Origin of the sequence: Bacteroides sp. 519, from assembly GCF_010500955.1 — a bacterium.
Lineage (GTDB): Bacteria > Bacteroidota > Bacteroidia > Bacteroidales > Bacteroidaceae > Bacteroides.
In genome coordinates this window covers 86489-103612 of sequence record NZ_QVMJ01000006.1, presented here as the reverse complement: position 1 = coordinate 103612, position 17124 = coordinate 86489, and the positions used below count along the sequence as shown (strand labels likewise).

10 protein-coding genes and 1 pseudogene are annotated in these 17124 nt (G+C 41.5%); 8 read left to right on the top strand and 3 right to left on the bottom strand.

Translation table 11 applies throughout. From position 1 onward, the window contains the following. Positions 1-59: 59 nt before the first annotated feature. From fucI to D0T85_RS07960, 6 genes are all read left to right on the top strand, one after another. A complete protein-coding gene (gene fucI / locus D0T85_RS07985) occupies positions 60-1850 on the top strand; it encodes an L-fucose isomerase (RefSeq protein WP_163212024.1) in 1791 nt (596 codons plus the stop codon). Between the two features lie 85 nt (positions 1851-1935). Beyond that, positions 1936-2580, top strand: coding sequence for a class II aldolase/adducin family protein (locus tag D0T85_RS07980; RefSeq protein WP_163212023.1), 645 nt, complete (start codon positions 1936-1938; stop codon positions 2578-2580). A gap of 176 nt (positions 2581-2756) precedes the next feature. Continuing rightward, positions 2757-4178 carry a rhamnulokinase family protein gene (locus tag D0T85_RS07975; RefSeq protein WP_163212021.1) on the top strand — a complete coding sequence of 474 codons (1422 nt, stop codon included), beginning with the start codon at positions 2757-2759 and terminating at the stop codon, positions 4176-4178. A 3-nt stretch (positions 4179-4181) separates the two neighbouring features. After that, positions 4182-4565 (top strand): L-rhamnose mutarotase, encoded by a 384-nt coding sequence (locus D0T85_RS07970; RefSeq protein ID WP_163212019.1) that lies wholly within the window; start codon positions 4182-4184, stop codon positions 4563-4565. Positions 4566-4728: 163 nt separating this feature from the next. Further along, positions 4729-6012: an L-fucose:H+ symporter permease gene (gene fucP, locus D0T85_RS07965; protein WP_163212017.1), complete on the top strand. Its 1284-nt coding sequence runs from the start codon at positions 4729-4731 to the stop codon at positions 6010-6012. Between the two features lie 40 nt (positions 6013-6052). Then, complete coding sequence (locus D0T85_RS07960) at positions 6053-6451, top strand: hypothetical protein (RefSeq protein ID WP_163212015.1); 399 nt, start codon at positions 6053-6055, stop codon at positions 6449-6451. A 214-nt stretch (positions 6452-6665) separates the two neighbouring features. On the opposite strand, the gene D0T85_RS07955 is transcribed toward D0T85_RS07960, so the two are convergent. Then, positions 6666-8324 carry a DUF6377 domain-containing protein gene (locus D0T85_RS07955; protein ID WP_163212013.1) on the bottom strand — a complete coding sequence of 553 codons (1659 nt, stop codon included), beginning with the start codon at positions 8322-8324 and terminating at the stop codon, positions 6666-6668. 80 nt (positions 8325-8404) lie between these two features. Between D0T85_RS07955 and D0T85_RS07950 the strand changes: the two genes are divergently transcribed. Together D0T85_RS07950 and D0T85_RS07945 are read left to right on the top strand one after the other, a co-directional pair. Further along, positions 8405-10252, top strand: coding sequence for a beta-glucosidase (locus D0T85_RS07950; protein WP_163212011.1), 1848 nt, complete (start codon positions 8405-8407; stop codon positions 10250-10252). A gap of 114 nt (positions 10253-10366) precedes the next feature. After that, positions 10367-12706 carry a glycoside hydrolase family 3 N-terminal domain-containing protein gene (locus D0T85_RS07945; protein ID WP_163212009.1) on the top strand — a complete coding sequence of 780 codons (2340 nt, stop codon included), beginning with the start codon at positions 10367-10369 and terminating at the stop codon, positions 12704-12706. 50 nt (positions 12707-12756) lie between these two features. On the opposite strand, the pseudogene D0T85_RS07940 reads toward D0T85_RS07945, so the two are convergent. Beyond that, positions 12757-14960, bottom strand: a pseudogene (locus D0T85_RS07940) (GH92 family glycosyl hydrolase). Further along, entirely contained in the window at positions 14957-17110 is a 2154-nt protein-coding gene (locus tag D0T85_RS07935) for an alpha-galactosidase (protein WP_163212007.1), read from the bottom strand. Before D0T85_RS07935 ends, D0T85_RS07940 begins: the two are co-directional and overlap by 4 nt. Positions 17111-17124: the final 14 nt, after the last annotated feature.

The window sequence follows — 17124 nt, the reverse complement described above, 5'->3', positions numbered from 1 at the left end:
CTCTGTGTTCTAAAATCATTGACTTTTCAGACAGCCTATTAACTACTAAAATATAAATTATGGAAACAAAAAGATTTCAAGGTGAATGGCCGAAGATAGGTATTCGGCCAACAATAGACGGCCGCCAAGGCGGTGTGCGCGAAAGTTTGGAAGAAAAAACAATGGCACTTGCTAATGCAGTAGCCAATTTAATTACTTCAAACCTAAAGAATGGCGACGGTAGCCCGGTAGAATGTGTAATAGCAGACAGTACCATCGGACGGGTAGCCGAAAGCGCAGCATGTGCAGCTAAGTTTGAACGCGAAGGTGTAGGCAGTACAATAACTGTAACATCGTGCTGGTGTTATGGAGCCGAAACAATGGACATGCACCCACATTGGCCAAAAGCAGTTTGGGGATTTAACGGAACAGAACGTCCGGGAGCTGTTTATCTGGCAGCTGTATTAGCCGGACATGCGCAGAAAGGCTTGCCTGCATTCGGCATCTATGGACATGATGTACAAGACTTAAGCGATAATTCAATCCCTGCCGATGTAGCCGAAAAGATACTTCGCTTTGCTCGCTCGGCACAGGCGGTAGCAACTATGCGTGGTCGTTCCTATCTGTCGGTAGGTAGTGTTTCAATGGGTATTGCTGGTTCAATTGTGAATCCGGACTTCTTTCAGGAATACCTTGGTATGCGCAATGAATCCATAGACGAATCGGAAATACTTCGCCGAATGGAGGAAGGTATTTACGACAAAGAGGAGTTTGAAAAAGCAATGGCCTGGACCGAAAAATATTGCAAGCCTAACGAAGGTGCCGATATTAACCGACCAGAGAAACAGAAGCCTCGCGAAGGAAAAGATGCTGACTGGGAATTTGTAGTGAAGATGACCCTTATTATACGCGACCTGATGCAAGGAAACCCCAAACTTCGCGAAATGGGATTCAAAGAAGAAGCTCTTGGACACAATGCTATTGTAGCAGGATTTCAGGGACAACGTCAGTGGACCGACTTTAAACCCAATGGTGACTTTACCGAAGCTATCCTGAATACCTCTTTCGACTGGAACGGTATTCGCCAAGCGTATGTAATTGCCACCGAGAACGATGCCTGCAATGGTGTAGCTATGTTATTTGGCCACTTATTAACCAATACTGCACAAATATTCTCCGATGTTCGTACTTACTGGAGCCCCGAAGCTGTTGAGCGTGTTACCGGAAAGAAACTGGAAGGCAGAGCTGCAAACGGTATTATCCATCTCATTAACTCAGGAGCAACTACTCTTGATGGTACTGGCCAGCAATCCAAAGATGGCAAACCTGCCATGAAGCCTTTCTGGGAAATAACCGAAAAGGAAGCAGAAGATTGCTTGGCTGCTACTACATGGTTCCCTGCTAACCGTGATTATTTCCGTGGTGGTGGATTCTCTTCTAATTTCTTATCTAAAGGAGGCATGCCTGTAACTATGACCCGCCTTAACTTGGTGAAAGGACTTGGACCTGTTCTGCAAATAGCCGAAGGATGGACTGTAGAAATTGCTCCCGAAATTCATAAGGTACTGAATGAACGCACAGACCAAACATGGCCAACCACTTGGTTTGCTCCTCGTCTTTGCGAAGATAAAGTTCCGTTTAAGGATGTGTATTCGGTAATGAACTACTGGGGTGCCAATCATGGTGCTATCAGTTACGGCCATATTGGTAAGGACTTGATAACACTTGCTTCTATGCTTCGCATTCCTGTTTGCATGCACAATGTAGAAGAGAGCGAAATATTCCGTCCGGCTGCATGGAACGCATTCGGTATGGATAAAGAAGGAGCCGATTATCGTGCTTGTCAAACTTATGGACCAACTTATAAATAGTTGAGAGTTAAAAGTTGAGAGTTGAGAGTTACCATGCGGCATCTCAACTCTCAACATTAACTTTCAACTCAAAAATTCAAAATTTATGGAAACTCTCAACTCTCAACTCTCAACTCTCAACTATTTCATTGAGCAAGCCCACCGTTACGGCGATGCCAAACTGATGCTATGCAGTAGCGGCAACCTTTCCTGGCGAATCGGTGAAGAAGCATTGGTATCCGGTACAGGTTCCTGGCTTCCTGCCATACAAAAAGAGAAAATATCAATCTGCAATATCCAAACGGGCGAACCACAAAATGGCATAAAGCCTTCAATGGAAAGCAGTTTTCACCTTGGAATACTGCGCCAACGGCCGGATGTGAATGTTGTTCTGCATTTCCAGTCGGAGTATGCAACAGCAGTATCTTGTATGCGGAATAAACCGGTTAACTTTAATGTAACAGCCGAAGTTCCTGTACATGTAGGAAAAGAAATCCCAGTAATACCTTATTATCGTCCCGGTTCTCCCGAGTTGGCAAATGCTGTAATAGCGGCCATGCAAAGCCATAACTCAGTATTGTTAACCAATCATGGACAGGTGGTTTGTGGCAAAGACTTCGATCAGGTATACGAAAGAGCTATGTTCTTTGAAATGGCCTGCCGCATTATTGTTCAATCCGGAGGTGATTATACTGTATTAACAGAACAGGAAATCGAAGACTTGGACGTTTACGTTTTGGGAAAAAAATAATAATGTGCCAATGTGAGAATATGCCAATGTGCCAATGTAATGTGTCAATGAGAATATGCCAATATGCCAATTGGCTGCGCATTAGGAATTGATACATTCTCACATTCTCACATTCTCACATTGGCACATTGGCACATTGGCATATTGGCACATTAGCATATTGGCACATTAAATTTATGAAAACTTATTTAGCTATAGACTTTGGTGGAGGCAGTGGGCGTGTAATTGCCGGAACTATTTCCGATGGAATGGTTGAACTGGAAGAAATTCATCGTTTCACTAACCGACAGATAAAAGCAGGTAAACATGTTTATTGGGACTTCCTTTCCTTATTCGAGGAAATGAAAACCGGTTTGCGCATTGCAGCACAAAAAGGATACGATGTAAATGGAATAGGCATTGATACCTGGGGAGTAGACTATGGGTTGATTGATAAAGCAGGTAACTTGATTGGTAATCCGGTTTGTTACCGCGATTCGCGTACCGATGGGATGCCCGAAGATGTATTCCGGCTGATTGATAAGTCAGAACATTATTCCGAAACAGGTATTCAGGTGATGTCTATTAATACATTATTTCAGTTATACAGTCAGGTAAAAGCAAGTGATCCGCAAATTCAAATTGCAGACAAACTTTTGTTTATGCCCGACTTGTTTAGCTATTACTTAACAGGTGTAGCCAATAACGAGTATTGTATAGCTTCTACTTCCGAACTACTGAATGCCCGAAAGAAAACCTGGGCAACAGATTTAATTGATAAACTGGGATTACCTCAACAACTTTTCGGCGATATTATTCAACCAGGAACAATCCGTGGGAAACTTAAAAAAGAAATCAGTGCCGAAACCGGGTTAGCCGAAGTTGATGTAATTGCCGTAGGATCGCATGATACCGCCAGTGCAATAATTGCCATACCTACATTAGAAAAAGATTCGGCCTTTCTTAGTTCCGGTACATGGTCTTTACTAGGCGCCGAAGTAGACGAACCAATTCTTACCAAAGAGGCCGAGAAGAACGGTTTTACTAATGAAGGTGGAGTTGGTGAAAAGGTTCGTTTCCTCCAAAATATTACCGGATTATGGATACTTCAGCGGCTGATGAATGAATGGTCGGCCAAAGGTGAAAGTGTAAATTATGATCAAATAATTGAAGAAGCGAAACAAGTTAAGCCTCAAACAATTATATTTGTGGATGATTCATGCTTTCAGAATCCTGATAACATGGAAAAAGCCATTCAGGATTATTGCGAAAGGAACAACAAAAAGAAACCCATCACCCGTGGAGAGGTTGTGAGATGTGTGTTAGAATCGTTGGCCTACAGATACAAGCAGGGAATTGATTGTTTAAATCAATGCTTGGAACAACCAGTAAAGCAACTGAATATTATTGGTGGAGGTTGCCGCAACAAACTGTTGAATCAGTTGACAGCAAACTACTTGGGAATTCCGGTTTATGCTGGTCCGGTTGAGGCTACAGCCATGGGAAATATCCTGGTTCAGGCATGGGCAAAGAAAGAAATAGCATCTTTAGATGAATTAAAAGAAATAGTAATAAAAAGTGTTCAACCACAAGTCTATTACCCGGAATTAAATAAATAACACATGGAAAACAAGAAATCTGGTTACCGTACTAAAGAATACAATCAACCAGTAAAACGCTACTGTCAGACTCTTGATCTGAAAGATGATCCTGAGTTAATCGAGAAGTATAAAAAATACCACAGTAAAGAATATGCCTGGCCCGAAATAGCAGAAGGCATCCGCGAAGTAGGTATTCTTGAAATGGAAATCTATTTGCTTGGTACCCGCCTATTTATGATTGTAGAAACTCCACTATCATTTGAATGGGATACCGCAATGGCCAAACTAAATACTTTACCCCGGCAGCAGGAATGGGAAGATTTCGTATCCGTTTTTCAAGCTTCCTTGCCAGGAGCCACCTCTGCGGAGAAATGGCAACTAATGGACCGAATATTTGAGTTGTGAGTTTTGAGTATTGAGTTATGAGTATTGAGTAATGAGTATTGAGTAATGAGGTGGCATCACAACTCATCACTCACAACTCATTACTCAAAACTCACAACTCACAACTCATCACTCACAACTCACAACTCATCACTCAAAACTCATTACTCACAACTCACAACTTATGAAATTACTACATCACAAAGGCGTAAGCTATGTACTTCCATTTATTTTAATAACAGCCTGTTTTGCATTATGGGGATTTGCTAACGATATAACAAATCCTATGGTAAAAGCATTTTCGAAAATATTCCGGATGAGTGTTACCGACGGAACACTGGTTCAGGTTGCTTTCTATGGCGGTTACTTTGCTATGGCCTTTCCTGCTGCCATATTTATCCGTAAGTATTCCTATAAAGCAGGTATCTTGTTAGGATTAGCCCTTTATGCCATTGGCGCATTCCTGTTTTTCCCGGCAAAACTAACCGGTGAATTCTTTCCTTTCCTTGCTGCATACTTTATTCTTACTTGCGGTCTTTCTTTTCTCGAAACAAGTGCAAACCCTTATATACTTTCAATGGGTTCGGAAGAAACAGCAACCCGTCGTTTAAACCTGGCCCAATCTTTCAACCCAATGGGTTCATTACTGGGAATGTTTGTGGCCATGAACTTTATTCAGGCACGATTGGACCCGATGGAATCAACCGAAAGGGCTAACCTTTCCGGAGAAGAGTTTGCAGCAGTGAGAGATTCGGATTTATCGATTCTTATTACTCCTTACCTTATAATCGGGTTGGTAATTCTGGCAATGTTTCTTACTATCCGGTTTGTAAATATGCCTAAAGGCAAGGATGCCTCACAGAAGATTAATTTTATTCCTACCCTTAAAAGAATATTCTCTTTGCCACGTTATCGCGAAGGAGTTATTGCCCAATTCTTTTATGTAGGGGCACAAATAATGTGCTGGACATTCATTATTCAATATGGTACTCGCTTGTTTATGCTCGAAGGAATGGGCGAAAAGGAAGCCGAAGTACTTTCGCAGCAATATAATATTGTTGCAATGGTTATTTTCTGTATCAGCCGTTTTGTTTGTACTTTCTTGTTGCGTTACCTTAATGCCGGTAAGCTACTCATGATATTAGCTATTGCAGCCGGTGGATTTACACTTGGCACCATTCTGTTAGATAATATATGGGGACTGTATTGCCTGGTAGGAGTTTCTGCTTGTATGTCGCTTATGTTCCCTACTATTTATGGAATTGCATTAGAAGGTTTAGGCGATGATGCAAAATTTGGTGCTGCCGGATTGATTATGGCTATCCTTGGCGGATCAATTCTCCCTCCGCTACAAGCACGGATTATTGATTTAGAAAGTATTGGCGGATTCCCAGCAGTTAATATTTCGTTTGTTCTGCCTTTGATTTGTTTTGTAGTAGTAGCAATTTATGGCTTGAGAAGGAGGTGATTTCTCAAAATTATGTACCTTTGCTGCTAATCAAGTTTATATGGCACACCGATTAAATACTAACAAGCAGTTCATGATAGGCAATGGACTGCTGGCTTTTGCTGTTCTTATAGTTATTGCAATCTTTGTATATATCAGCATGAAAGCCCAACGAGATAAAGATGGAACCAACCGTTATTATACTGAGGTTTATACAATCAGCTTAACAAAAGGTTTCCTCAACAAGTCGTACTCAATATACATTAATGATAGTTTATTGGTAAATCAGCCCATAGAAGAAGAACCTTTTATGGTGGAAGTGAAGAGATTTGCCGATCAAAACGCACTAATGATTGTGGATAATGAAACCGATGCCCTTTCTACATTCAACCTGAGTGAACGAGGCGGAAAGTTTTCTTTTATTAAGGATGAGGATGGTATAAAACAGTTGGCTAACTAAGTTCTCTGCTCTGAAAGAGCATCCTTTCGATAACCCCGGACAAGCCTGCGTAGTCCGGGGTAGATAAACATCAAAAGCATTAAAACTCTGAAAGAGTTTCCCTCTTTATTCAGGGACAACTCCTTCAGAGTTGAACTCACTTTGATATGTCGCCACCCCGGACTGCGCAGGCTTGTCCGGGGTTATCGAAAGGATGCTCTTTCAGAGCAGAGAACTATTTTATCCTCATTACCAACACCTCAAAATCCTCTCTCGACACACAAGCCTTATTCTTTACCTTGGCCCGGTAATTATAGATTGTGTTAACCGAGTATCGCAGGAATTCTGCTATTTGCGAGCTGTCGTCAATGCCCAGACGGATTAATGCAAATATGCGTAGTTCCGTATTCAGTAGTTCGCCTTTCTTTAAATGAATCCTCTCTTCCTTTTCCAGTAAGTTATTGAATTCATCAACAAAGTTGGGGAATAATTGCAGGAAAGCAGTATCAAAATGAATATATAGTTCTTTTAATTCATCCTCGAGTGCCTCTTGCGAGCGGGTTATCTTATAAAGTTCTTCAGTTTTGCCTGTTGTTATTTTCTTATTTACCATACGTCGGTAAGCATCCAGTTTATCAATATACATGGAACAAAGTTTAATAAACCGGCCAATGTACTCTTCCTTAATACGATTAGACTCCGACAGTTCCATGTTAGTAGAAGTCAGGCAGTTATTCATTTCTTTCTGTTCTTTGTTCAGGCCTTTTAATTCTTCGTTCAGGTCTTTAAGCTGATTGTTTATCTGTTGCAAATCGTTACGGGCTGCAGCAAGTTTCCTCATCTGCCGATAAATATATAACAACGCAATAACCAGCAATAGTCCCAGTGTGCTGGTAAGCAACAAATAGTTTTGCAGTTTGCTATTTTGTTGTTTTACCAAAGCATGATAAGTTTTATCGATCAGGGAAAGAATGCCTGCACTTTGAATACTCCGTAAACGGGCATTATAAAATACTGTCTCGTTCCAGGAGAACCGGATGTATTGGTAAGCACGTTCAATATCGCCTTCCTTATACAATATTTGGGCAAGCATCCAAAGTGAAGCATGGTCTTTAATTGCCGAACGAATATCAGATAAAGAAGAAAGTGCCAGATAAATCTTCTCATTATCCGTATCGTTTAACCTGTGGTAGATTAATGAGCGATGAAAGGCAATCATAGCAAACTCCGGAGTTCCTAGTGTTGTGGTAGCAAGCCTTGTATCGTTTATACTAAAGGCTTCGTCGGTTTTTCCGGAATAAAGCAAATCCGATTCCTGCAAATGCAAATATAATTCCGACTGTTTATCAGCAAACATAAATATTGAATCCTGATAGGTATTTGATTTATAACGGTATTCTTGGGTACGTGTGTTATCCTGTGTATAAAAGGATGCCTCACTAAACACGTAGTTGTAAGCAGAAAAGTAGTCAATCAATAGTTCATCCGATAAACTACTCCTGTTTATGGAGCTTAAAATATCGGTTGCCTCCATATACATTCCTGTAGAGGCAAGTAAACGGGTAAGCAATAGTTTACTTTCGTTAATTCGATAGAGATTATTCTGTTGGGTAGCTAAACTGATGTTTTGATGAAGATAGTGGATGGCCGAGTCGCATTTGTATGCTTTGTATTCTTTATACAACATCAGATTGAAATTATACAGCTCGTCTTTGTTTGTACTGTTGCCTGCCATCTGCTTCAGGTTTTTAATGCGCATTTCCCGTTCGTCGGAATAGATATTATGTTCTTCGATGGCATTGTCTAAAACAAGCAAAAGAGAGTCTAAACGTTCTGATGGAAAAACAGAACAGGTTATAAGACTTAAAAAAAGTATTAATGTTATTTTCTTCATGTATTCGATAGTATTCAACAATACAAAGATATATAAATCGAAGATTTTTATCTAAGTTTGTGTATTGAAAAGACAAATTTATGATATCATTTAATGTAAGTAAGAAGCTTTGTGCCTCTGTGTTTCTGTGTTTTATATTCTTTTTTTCGTGTTCTCAACCCAAACCCGTTAAACTCGGTACATCATCGGTTGAGAGAGTGGTTGTTACAATGACACTCGAAGAAAAAGCCAGGTTGCTTACCAACCAAGCCATTCCTCGCCTCGGAATTCCTGAAATAACATTTGCTGATACCCTTTCACCGGACTTTCCGACTGCTGCTTTGCTAGCCTCGACCTGGAATGCCGAATTAACAGAAGAAGTAGGTAAAGCAATGGGAAGCCAAGCGTTGAAGCACAAAGTGGATATTCTTTTAACTCCGGCAATGAACATCCGGCGTAATCCACTATGTGGTTATGGCTATTCCGAAGATCCTCTGTTATCAGGAAAAATGGCAGTCGCTATGGTGAATGGAATACAATTGAATGGAGTAGGTGCCTCGTTAAAGAACTTCGTGGTTGATGGCCCCATTAATATATTAACCCCACGTGCTTTGCGCGAAATATACCTGAAAGGTTTCGAAATAGCTGTAACCGAATCTAGTCCGTTGGTAATTATGACATCTTGCAATTACATGAACGGTGTTTATGTACCAGAGAGTACAGGGCTGTTACGTACAGTTTTGCGTAATGAATGGGGATTTAAAGGAATCGATCTTACCATGCCAGACTGCGATAAACAGCATGAAGACATAGTTACGGCAGTAAACGCAGGTACTTTAAAAATAACGGATGTAAACCGCAGAGTTACTAACATGCTGAATGTAATACTTGAAACTCCCCGGTTTAAAGCCAATGGGTATACCGATAATTCCGGTTTGAATGCTTTTCAACAAGCAACTACCGAAGGAATGGTATTACTTGAGAATAAAAACAATGCCTTGCCACTAGCACCCGAGATAACAAAGGTTGCTGTATATGGTAATTATACCGAATCTTTTGTTCAAGGATTAGTGGAGGCAGGATATAGTGTGACAAAAGAGACACCGAACGCCAATGCATTGGTTGTTATTGAGCCGAATGGCTTTGAACTATCTACCGAACAATTGAAAACAATTCAAACAGTATGTCGAACCTATCAATCGGCAAAAAAGAAAGTAATTGTTGTTTTAAATGCCGATGGAATTGTTGAAACCTCTTCGTGGAAAAATCTGCCCGATGGAATACTGCTAACATGGTACAACAAACGGCATACACAGCAGGTTGGTAATACTGTTGGCAATATAATTGGTGGAAAAGCGAATCCTTCGGGCAAACTCCCTATAAGTTTCCCTCATAAATACATCGACATCCCTGTTTCCATACGAGATGCAGAAAACACAATCTATACCGAAGATATTTATGTAGGCTATCGTTATTTCGATACTTTCAGAAAACCTGTGTCTTACCCATTTGGTTTTGGATTGTCGTATACCACCTTTAAGTACAGCAATATTACCGTTGAAATGGATAAAACGGATTATATTGTAACACTCACTGTAACAAATACAGGTAAAACACCTGGTAAGGAAGCTGTTCAACTTTATACATCGTCCCCGATTAATTCGGAGTTTCCCAAACCTTTGAAGGAATTGAAATCGTTTGCTAAAACCGGTATCCTTGCACCTGGTGGTAGCGAAACACTAACCCTGAAAATAAACCAAATGGATCTGGCCTCGTTCGATGAAACAACCGGATCGTGGGTAGTTGAACGTGGTAATTACAAGTTTCTTATAGGGGCATCCTCGCAAGACATCAAAGAGATGGTTCCAGTAGAAATACCCGAATCAATCGTAAAACAGGTTAATAATGTGTTGTTACCACAAAGTAGAGTTATTTCGATTTACGATTAGAACCGTATTATTTGTTTCCAATCAGTCCCTTTCCGTGCATTTTGATAGATATTAAACCTAAAATTATGGTTTAATATCTACATTTGCATTAAATCATTATTCACTTTTAAAACCATGAAGAGAATTTTATTTCCATTTATTGCAGCGGGAATGCTTGTGAATGCATCCGCGCAAACGTCGGTAAAGCCAGCTATACCGCAGGATAAAAATGTTGAGCAAAAGGTAGAAGCCCTACTTAAAAAGATGACACTGGAAGAGAAAATCGGCCAGATGACACAGCTAACCATCGATGTAATCGGCAAAGGAGCCAATGTATACCATACCATTATTCCATTTGAGTTCGATGAGGCACTTCTCGACACTGTAATCCATAAATACAAAATAGGTTCAATACTAAATGTGCCCGGTGCTACTCCACAAACACGCGAAGAGTGGACCAACATTATTACACGGTTGCAGAAGGAAGCAATAGCCGAAACAGGAATTCCTATTGTTTATGGAGTTGACCAGATTCATGGAACCACTTATACCCGTGGTGGAACACTGTTGCCACAAAATATAAACGTTGGAGCCGCATTTAATCGTGAAATAGCTTACGAAGGCGGACGCATCTCGGCTTATGAAACAAAAGCCGGAAATATTCCTTGGACATTTGCGCCTGTGGTTGATCTTGGTCGCGACCCTCGTTGGCCTCGTATGTGGGAAACATTTGGTGAAGATGCCTATCTGACTACCGAGCTTGGACGCGAAACTGTAAAAGGTTTCCAAGGTGGCGATGGCAAATCGGTTGGCAAGAACCATGTAGCTGCTTGTATGAAACACTATATGGGATACGGTGTGCCCTATTCGGGAAAAGATCGTACCCCATCTTATATCTCGGAACAGGATATGCGCGAAAAACATTTCGCTCCATTCCTCGAAGCCATACGTAACGGGGCTTTATCTGTTATGGTAAACTCGGGTATGAATAACGGAATGCCTTTCCACGCAAACTACGAATATCTAACTAAGTGGCTTAAAGAAGACCTTAACTGGGACGGACTAATTGTAACCGACTGGGCCGATATCAACAACCTGGCATTCCGCGATCGTGTTGCTGCTAACAAGAAAGAGGCTGTAAAAATGGCCATCAATGCCGGTATTGATATGTCGATGGATCCTTACTCATGGGATTTCTGCGTGTTATTAAAAGAACTGGTTCAGGAAGGCGAAGTTTCTATGGAGCGTATTGATGATGCTACCCGTCGTGTTCTGCGTATGAAATACCGTTTAGGACTTTTCGAAAAACCATACTGGCGTATCGATGAATACCCTGATTTTGCAAGTAAAAAGCATGCCAATATTGCATTGAAAGCAGCCGAAGAGTCGATCACTCTTCTTAAAAACGAAGGCAACATTCTGCCATTGGCAAAAGGAAAGAAAATTTTGATAGCCGGACCTAATGCCAATGCAATGCGTCCGCTAAACGGAGGATGGTCGTACACTTGGCAGGGCGATAGAGCCGATGAATTTGCACAAGAGTACAATACCATTCTTGAATCATTCACCCAAAAAGTAGGAGCCGGGAACATTGTGTACGAACCAGGTGTAACTTACAAAGCCAAAGGTTCTTATTGGGACGAAAACGCTCCGGAAATAGAAAAAGCTGTTGCCGCCGCTGCTAATGTTGATGTTATTTTGGCTTGCATTGGCGAGAACTCATATTGCGAAACTCCCGGTAATCTGGTAGACCTTACACTCTCTAAAAATCAAATTGAATTGGTAAAAGCACTGGCTGCTACAGGTAAACCGGTTATATTGGTGCTTAATGAAGGTCGCCCCCGCATTATCGATGAAATCGTGCCATTAGCAAAAGGAATTATTCAGATTTACTTACCTGGTAACTATGGTGGCGATGCGCTAGCCAATGTAGTTTATGGCGATGCAAATCCAAGTGGTAAACTGCCTTACACATATCCACGTTACATAAACTCGCTTATTACTTACGATTATAAACCTTCCGAAAATCTGGATAAGATGGAAGGTGCTTATGATTACGACGCCATTGTATCTGTTCAGTGGGCCTTTGGTTATGGGTTGAGCTATACTACTTTCGAATACAGCAACCTGAAAGTTGATAAGTCTTCATTCAACAGCAACGACCTTCTTACATTCACTGTAGATGTTAAGAACACAGGTAAAGTAACCGGTAAAGAGAGTGTATTGCTATTTACCAGTGATAAAGTTGCTTCATTAACACCCGATGTTCGTCGCTTACGTGCTTTCGAGAAAATAGAACTTAAGCCGGGCGAAACCAAAACCGTAACATTGAAGGTAAAAGCCAGCGATCTGGCATTTGTTGGTTACGATGGCAAATGGGTACTCGAAGCTGGTGAGTTTGGCGTTCAGGTAGGTAACCAGACTTTGGATGTGGCTTGTACTAATACAAAGAAATGGGATACTCCTAATCGTTAAATAAGTAAATAGAAGCCCCGTGTGGAAGCACGGGGCTATAAACCAATAATCTATTTCATATTAGGACTCTTTCCCATCTTGAACTCTAACGTTCCTCCATTCATAATATCCTGATGGCTGATATTATATCCCTTATGTACTTTTCCGTTAAGCTTTATTGAACGGATATAAATATCCTCTGGTGATTTGCGTTCCGCCTTTATACGAAACTCTTTATTACCGGGTAGTTTCAGTACAGCCTCATCTAATAACGGAGTTCCGATAACATACTCTCCGCTTGCTGGATTTACAGGATAAAATCCCATGGCACTGAATACATACCAAGCAGACATCTCGCCACAATCATCATTGCCCGCATAGCCGGATGAGGTGTTGTTGTAAAGTTCCGTAAGGATGTGATGTGATGTACATACTTCTGGGTTTTCCACGGTTTACCGGCATAGTTATACAAATAAGCAACGTGGTGACTGGGTTCATTACCGTGTGCATACTGTCCTACAAATCCGGAAGCATTATCATTCAAATGTCCGCTTTGCTGGGTACTCGTAAAGAAAGTATCAAGTTTTTGTTCGAAGGTTTTAGCTCCTCCGGTGAGGTCAATAAGAGCCGGGATGTTATGAGGAACATACCAGAAGTATTGCCATGCATTACCTTCCGTAAACGGGTAGCCTCCATTTGCACCATATTTGTAAGGATCGAAAGGTTCCATCCACTCACCTTTATCGTTCTTCGACTGAAAGAAACGGGTAGCAGGATTAAATAAGTTTCTATAAAACTCCGATCGTTTTATGAAGCGTTGATAGTCTTCTTCCTTACCTAGTTTCTTTGCCAGTTGTGCTACACACCAATCGTCGAAGGCAAATTCAAGGGTAATAGATACAGATTGAGTCTGAATGTTTTCGGGCATATAGCCATACTTCTCCCACACATCGAAAGGGGAGTTAGGATGAGAGATCAGCGAACTATTACGAACAGCTTCGTATGCTTTTTCAATATCTATCCCAGGAATACCTTTCATTACTGCATCTACAATTACAGGGATGGAGTGGTTACCAATCATACAATAATTATCTTGTCCCCATAGTTGCCAAACAGGTAAATAACCGTAATAATCGTACTGGCGAATCATACTTTTAACAAAGTCGGCTACTCGATCAGTATTTACCATAGTGTACAGAGGATGAGCCGCCCGGTATGTATCCCACAATGAAAAGGTTGTATAGTGTGCCTCATTGCCAGAGAGTTTGCGGGTGGTATAATCGGCCGCCATGTATTCGCCGTTTACATCCGAAAATATATTGGGCTGTATCATTGTGTGGTATAACGATGTGTAAAAGATTTCTTTCTGCAATTCTGTACCTTTTATCTGTATCTTGCCGAGTTCTTTTTCCCAGCTCGAATCAGCTACACTTACATAGTTATCGAAATCCCAGTGAGAGGCCTCCTGCAGCATATTAAGTTGGGCATTCTCTATAGAAACAGGAGAGATTGCCAGTTTACAAATAAGCGGTTGATCCCCTAGTTTACCAAAGTTAAACACTCCATGCAGATCGATGGCGTTGATAACAGTGGTGTTTTCATGTTGCCGTCCACCGTCTCTTACCGTAGAAGATACTATAGGCTGAGACAGTTCGATACGGAAACAGATCTTACGTAGTTTAGCCCATCCGGTTATTATGCGGTAACCTTCTATGGTGCGGTCGTTAACGATTCGTATCTGCGAATTAATAACTCTTCGGTTCCAGCTTCCTTTGTTTGCCGAATGGTCCAGATCAAGTATCAGTTTGGCTTCTTTGCCTGCGGGATATTGATAGCGGTGTATTCCTGTACGCTGGGTAGCAGTGAGCTCAGCATTTATATTGTCGTCTTTTAGTACTACCTGATAATATCCCGGAGCAGCCTTCTCTTCTTTGTGCGAAAAAGCGGAAGAACTGTTGCCGCTGGTGGTTGGCAGAAGAAGAATGTCAATCAGGTCGGATGCACCGGTTCCGCTCAGCCGGGTGTGACTGAAACCGTAAATCCGGTCGTCGTTGTAGTCGTATCCGGATGCTTGTCCCCAATCAGGAGCTTCGCGGGTGTCGGGGCTTAGTTGAATCATGCCAAAGGGAACAGTGGCGCCGGGGTAGTTGTTGCCGGAGAGCCCTCCCTGTACGGCTCCGGTTCCGATAAAAGGGTTTACGTATTTGGTTATGTTCTCTGCGTTGATGGTACAAACGGCAAAGAGAAGGAGGGTATTTAAAAAGATTCTTTTCATTTGATTGTTATTTCAATTATTCTGCTATTCAATTGTTGTGTGGTAAACATATTTATACCTACATTCATTAAGTATTCGCCAGAGTAAACCTGATCATTACCATTGAGTGAGGAACTTGCACCCGGCATCAGATTTATTTCCTTTACATGATAGCTTTTATCTTTATCCAATCCCTGCAAACGTATCGGAAGCAACTTCTCGGCATAGCGTGGGTGGATATCGAAAGCAAACAATACAGCTTTGTTTTTATCTTTACTCACATACATGGAAGAGGTATGATTGCCTTCGTAAGGAGAAACCAAACGGTACAGGTCGCCATCCAGGATAACAGGTTTCAGTTGATTATAGTTGTTCACGGCTTGCCGGCAGAACTGCTGTTCATTGGTATTCATGTCTTCAAGCTTGATATCGAAGCCGAGCTTGCCCATCATGGCTACATCAGTGCGGAACTTAATACTGGTATTGCGGTTCCATGTGGTAACATGTGCACAAAGCGTTTTGCTAGGGAATACCTGCGAAAAGCCCCACTGAATAAACAGGCGTTCTATTGGGTCGGTATTATCGCTTGGCCAGAATTCTGTAAAGTATTTCAATGCTTCATAATCCGAACGTCCGCCACCACCAGCACAAAGCATCATGGGCAGGTTGGGGTATTTGGCTTTTACTCTTTCCAAAACGTTATAAAGTCCGCGTACATGTTGTATGTACAGATGAGATTGTTTGTTTTTGAGGTAAGGCGAATAAATATTGGTAATCGGACTGTTGCAATCCCACTTGAAGAAAGCAATATCGGGGTATTGAGTCATCAATCTGTCTACTACACCAAATACATGGTCTTGCACAGCTGGGTTGCTAAGGTCGAGTACCATCTGGTTGCGGAAATAATATTCGTCGCGGTTAGGCAGATGGATTACCCAGTCTTTATGCTTTTCGTAGAGTTCGCTTTTGGGGTTTACCATCTCGGGCTCAATCCATATACCAAACTTAATGCCTTTCTTCTGTGCTTCTTCTACCAAACGCCCTACACTGTTGGGCAACTTGTCTTTGGTTTCTTCCCAATCGCCCAATCCCTGATGATCGCTACTGCGGGGGTATTTATTTGCAAACCATCCATCGTCCAACAGGAACATGTCGACACCAAGTTTAACAGCTTCATCCATGAGGCTGATTAGTTTATCTTCGTTGAAATCAAAGTAAGTGGCTTCCCAGTTATTGAGTAGAGTCATGCGGGTTTGGTTGCCTGCTTTAAGTTGATGGTAACGTGCCCAATCGTGAAAATTACGGCTGGCCTGTCCTCTGCCTTCAAAGCTGTAGGTGAAATAGAAGTCGGGTGTACGGAATACATCATTCGCTGCCAACGTATATTCGGAGGCATAAGGGTTAATGCCAGAGATAATGCGTAATTTATTCTCGTTATCTACTTCAAAAGTAAAGCGGAAGTTACCTGTCCAGCCAATGGTTCCTACCAATACTTCACCGTTATTCTCTTCCGACTCGCTATCTAATGCCAGTTGAAAGAATGGGGATACAAACATATTAGCGCGTGAACCCAGCTTGGTGTCTATTTCTTTCTTGCCAAAAGCCAACTGGCGTTCGGCAATATTAACCTCGTGTGCCCAATCACCCGAAAACTCTGTGAGGAAGTATTTAGCCCGGTTCAGGTGAAGCATGGATGAGGCATATTTACTCAGAACAACGGGTTTCTTTTCGCCATGACTTATTTCGGTAAATGTTTTAATTATATTTTCTTTATCGTAGCTTGTATAATGTAGCTTAACGGTAACAGGGTATTTATCATCTTGCAGAGTGATGATTGTTTCATTTATTCCTTTATCTGCCTGCCGGGTGGTATGCGATACATATTTCAGCAGCAAAGAAGGATTACCATCATTGTGCAATATCCGAATGGCAGGCTCAAAGTAATCTTCCATACCGTGGGTAATATAGGCTTCGGTTCCTTGCGGAAGATAATAAAAGTCGGAGTTATGGGTTAGCTTTTTTCCCAGGTAACGCTGGTATAAACGGCCGTTATCGGCTACCTGATAGATAAGGCTTATGTTTCCCGTTTCAATTTTAATAATGGGATTATCTGCGGCTTTCAGCCAGATAGGCAGACACAAAAGGAGAAGAAATACTGTTTTTAGTTTCATGATATTTATTTCGT

Bases quoted from the DNA above. Each gene is read 5' to 3' on its own strand.
- fucI (WP_163212024.1), top strand. From the start codon at position 60: ATGGAAACAAAAAGATTTCAAGGTGAATGGCCGAAGATAGGTATTCGG.
- D0T85_RS07980 (WP_163212023.1), top strand. From the start codon at position 1,936: ATGGAAACTCTCAACTCTCAACTCTCAACTCTCAACTATTTCATTGAG.
- D0T85_RS07975 (WP_163212021.1), top strand. From the start codon at position 2,757: ATGAAAACTTATTTAGCTATAGACTTTGGTGGAGGCAGTGGGCGTGTA.
- D0T85_RS07970 (WP_163212019.1), top strand. From the start codon at position 4,182: ATGGAAAACAAGAAATCTGGTTACCGTACTAAAGAATACAATCAACCA.
- fucP (WP_163212017.1), top strand. From the start codon at position 4,729: ATGAAATTACTACATCACAAAGGCGTAAGCTATGTACTTCCATTTATT.
- D0T85_RS07960 (WP_163212015.1), top strand. From the start codon at position 6,053: ATGGCACACCGATTAAATACTAACAAGCAGTTCATGATAGGCAATGGA.
- D0T85_RS07955 (WP_163212013.1), bottom strand. From the start codon at position 8,324: ATGAAGAAAATAACATTAATACTTTTTTTAAGTCTTATAACCTGTTCT.
- D0T85_RS07950 (WP_163212011.1), top strand. From the start codon at position 8,405: ATGATATCATTTAATGTAAGTAAGAAGCTTTGTGCCTCTGTGTTTCTG.
- D0T85_RS07945 (WP_163212009.1), top strand. From the start codon at position 10,367: ATGAAGAGAATTTTATTTCCATTTATTGCAGCGGGAATGCTTGTGAAT.
- D0T85_RS07935 (WP_163212007.1), bottom strand. From the start codon at position 17,110: ATGAAACTAAAAACAGTATTTCTTCTCCTTTTGTGTCTGCCTATCTGG.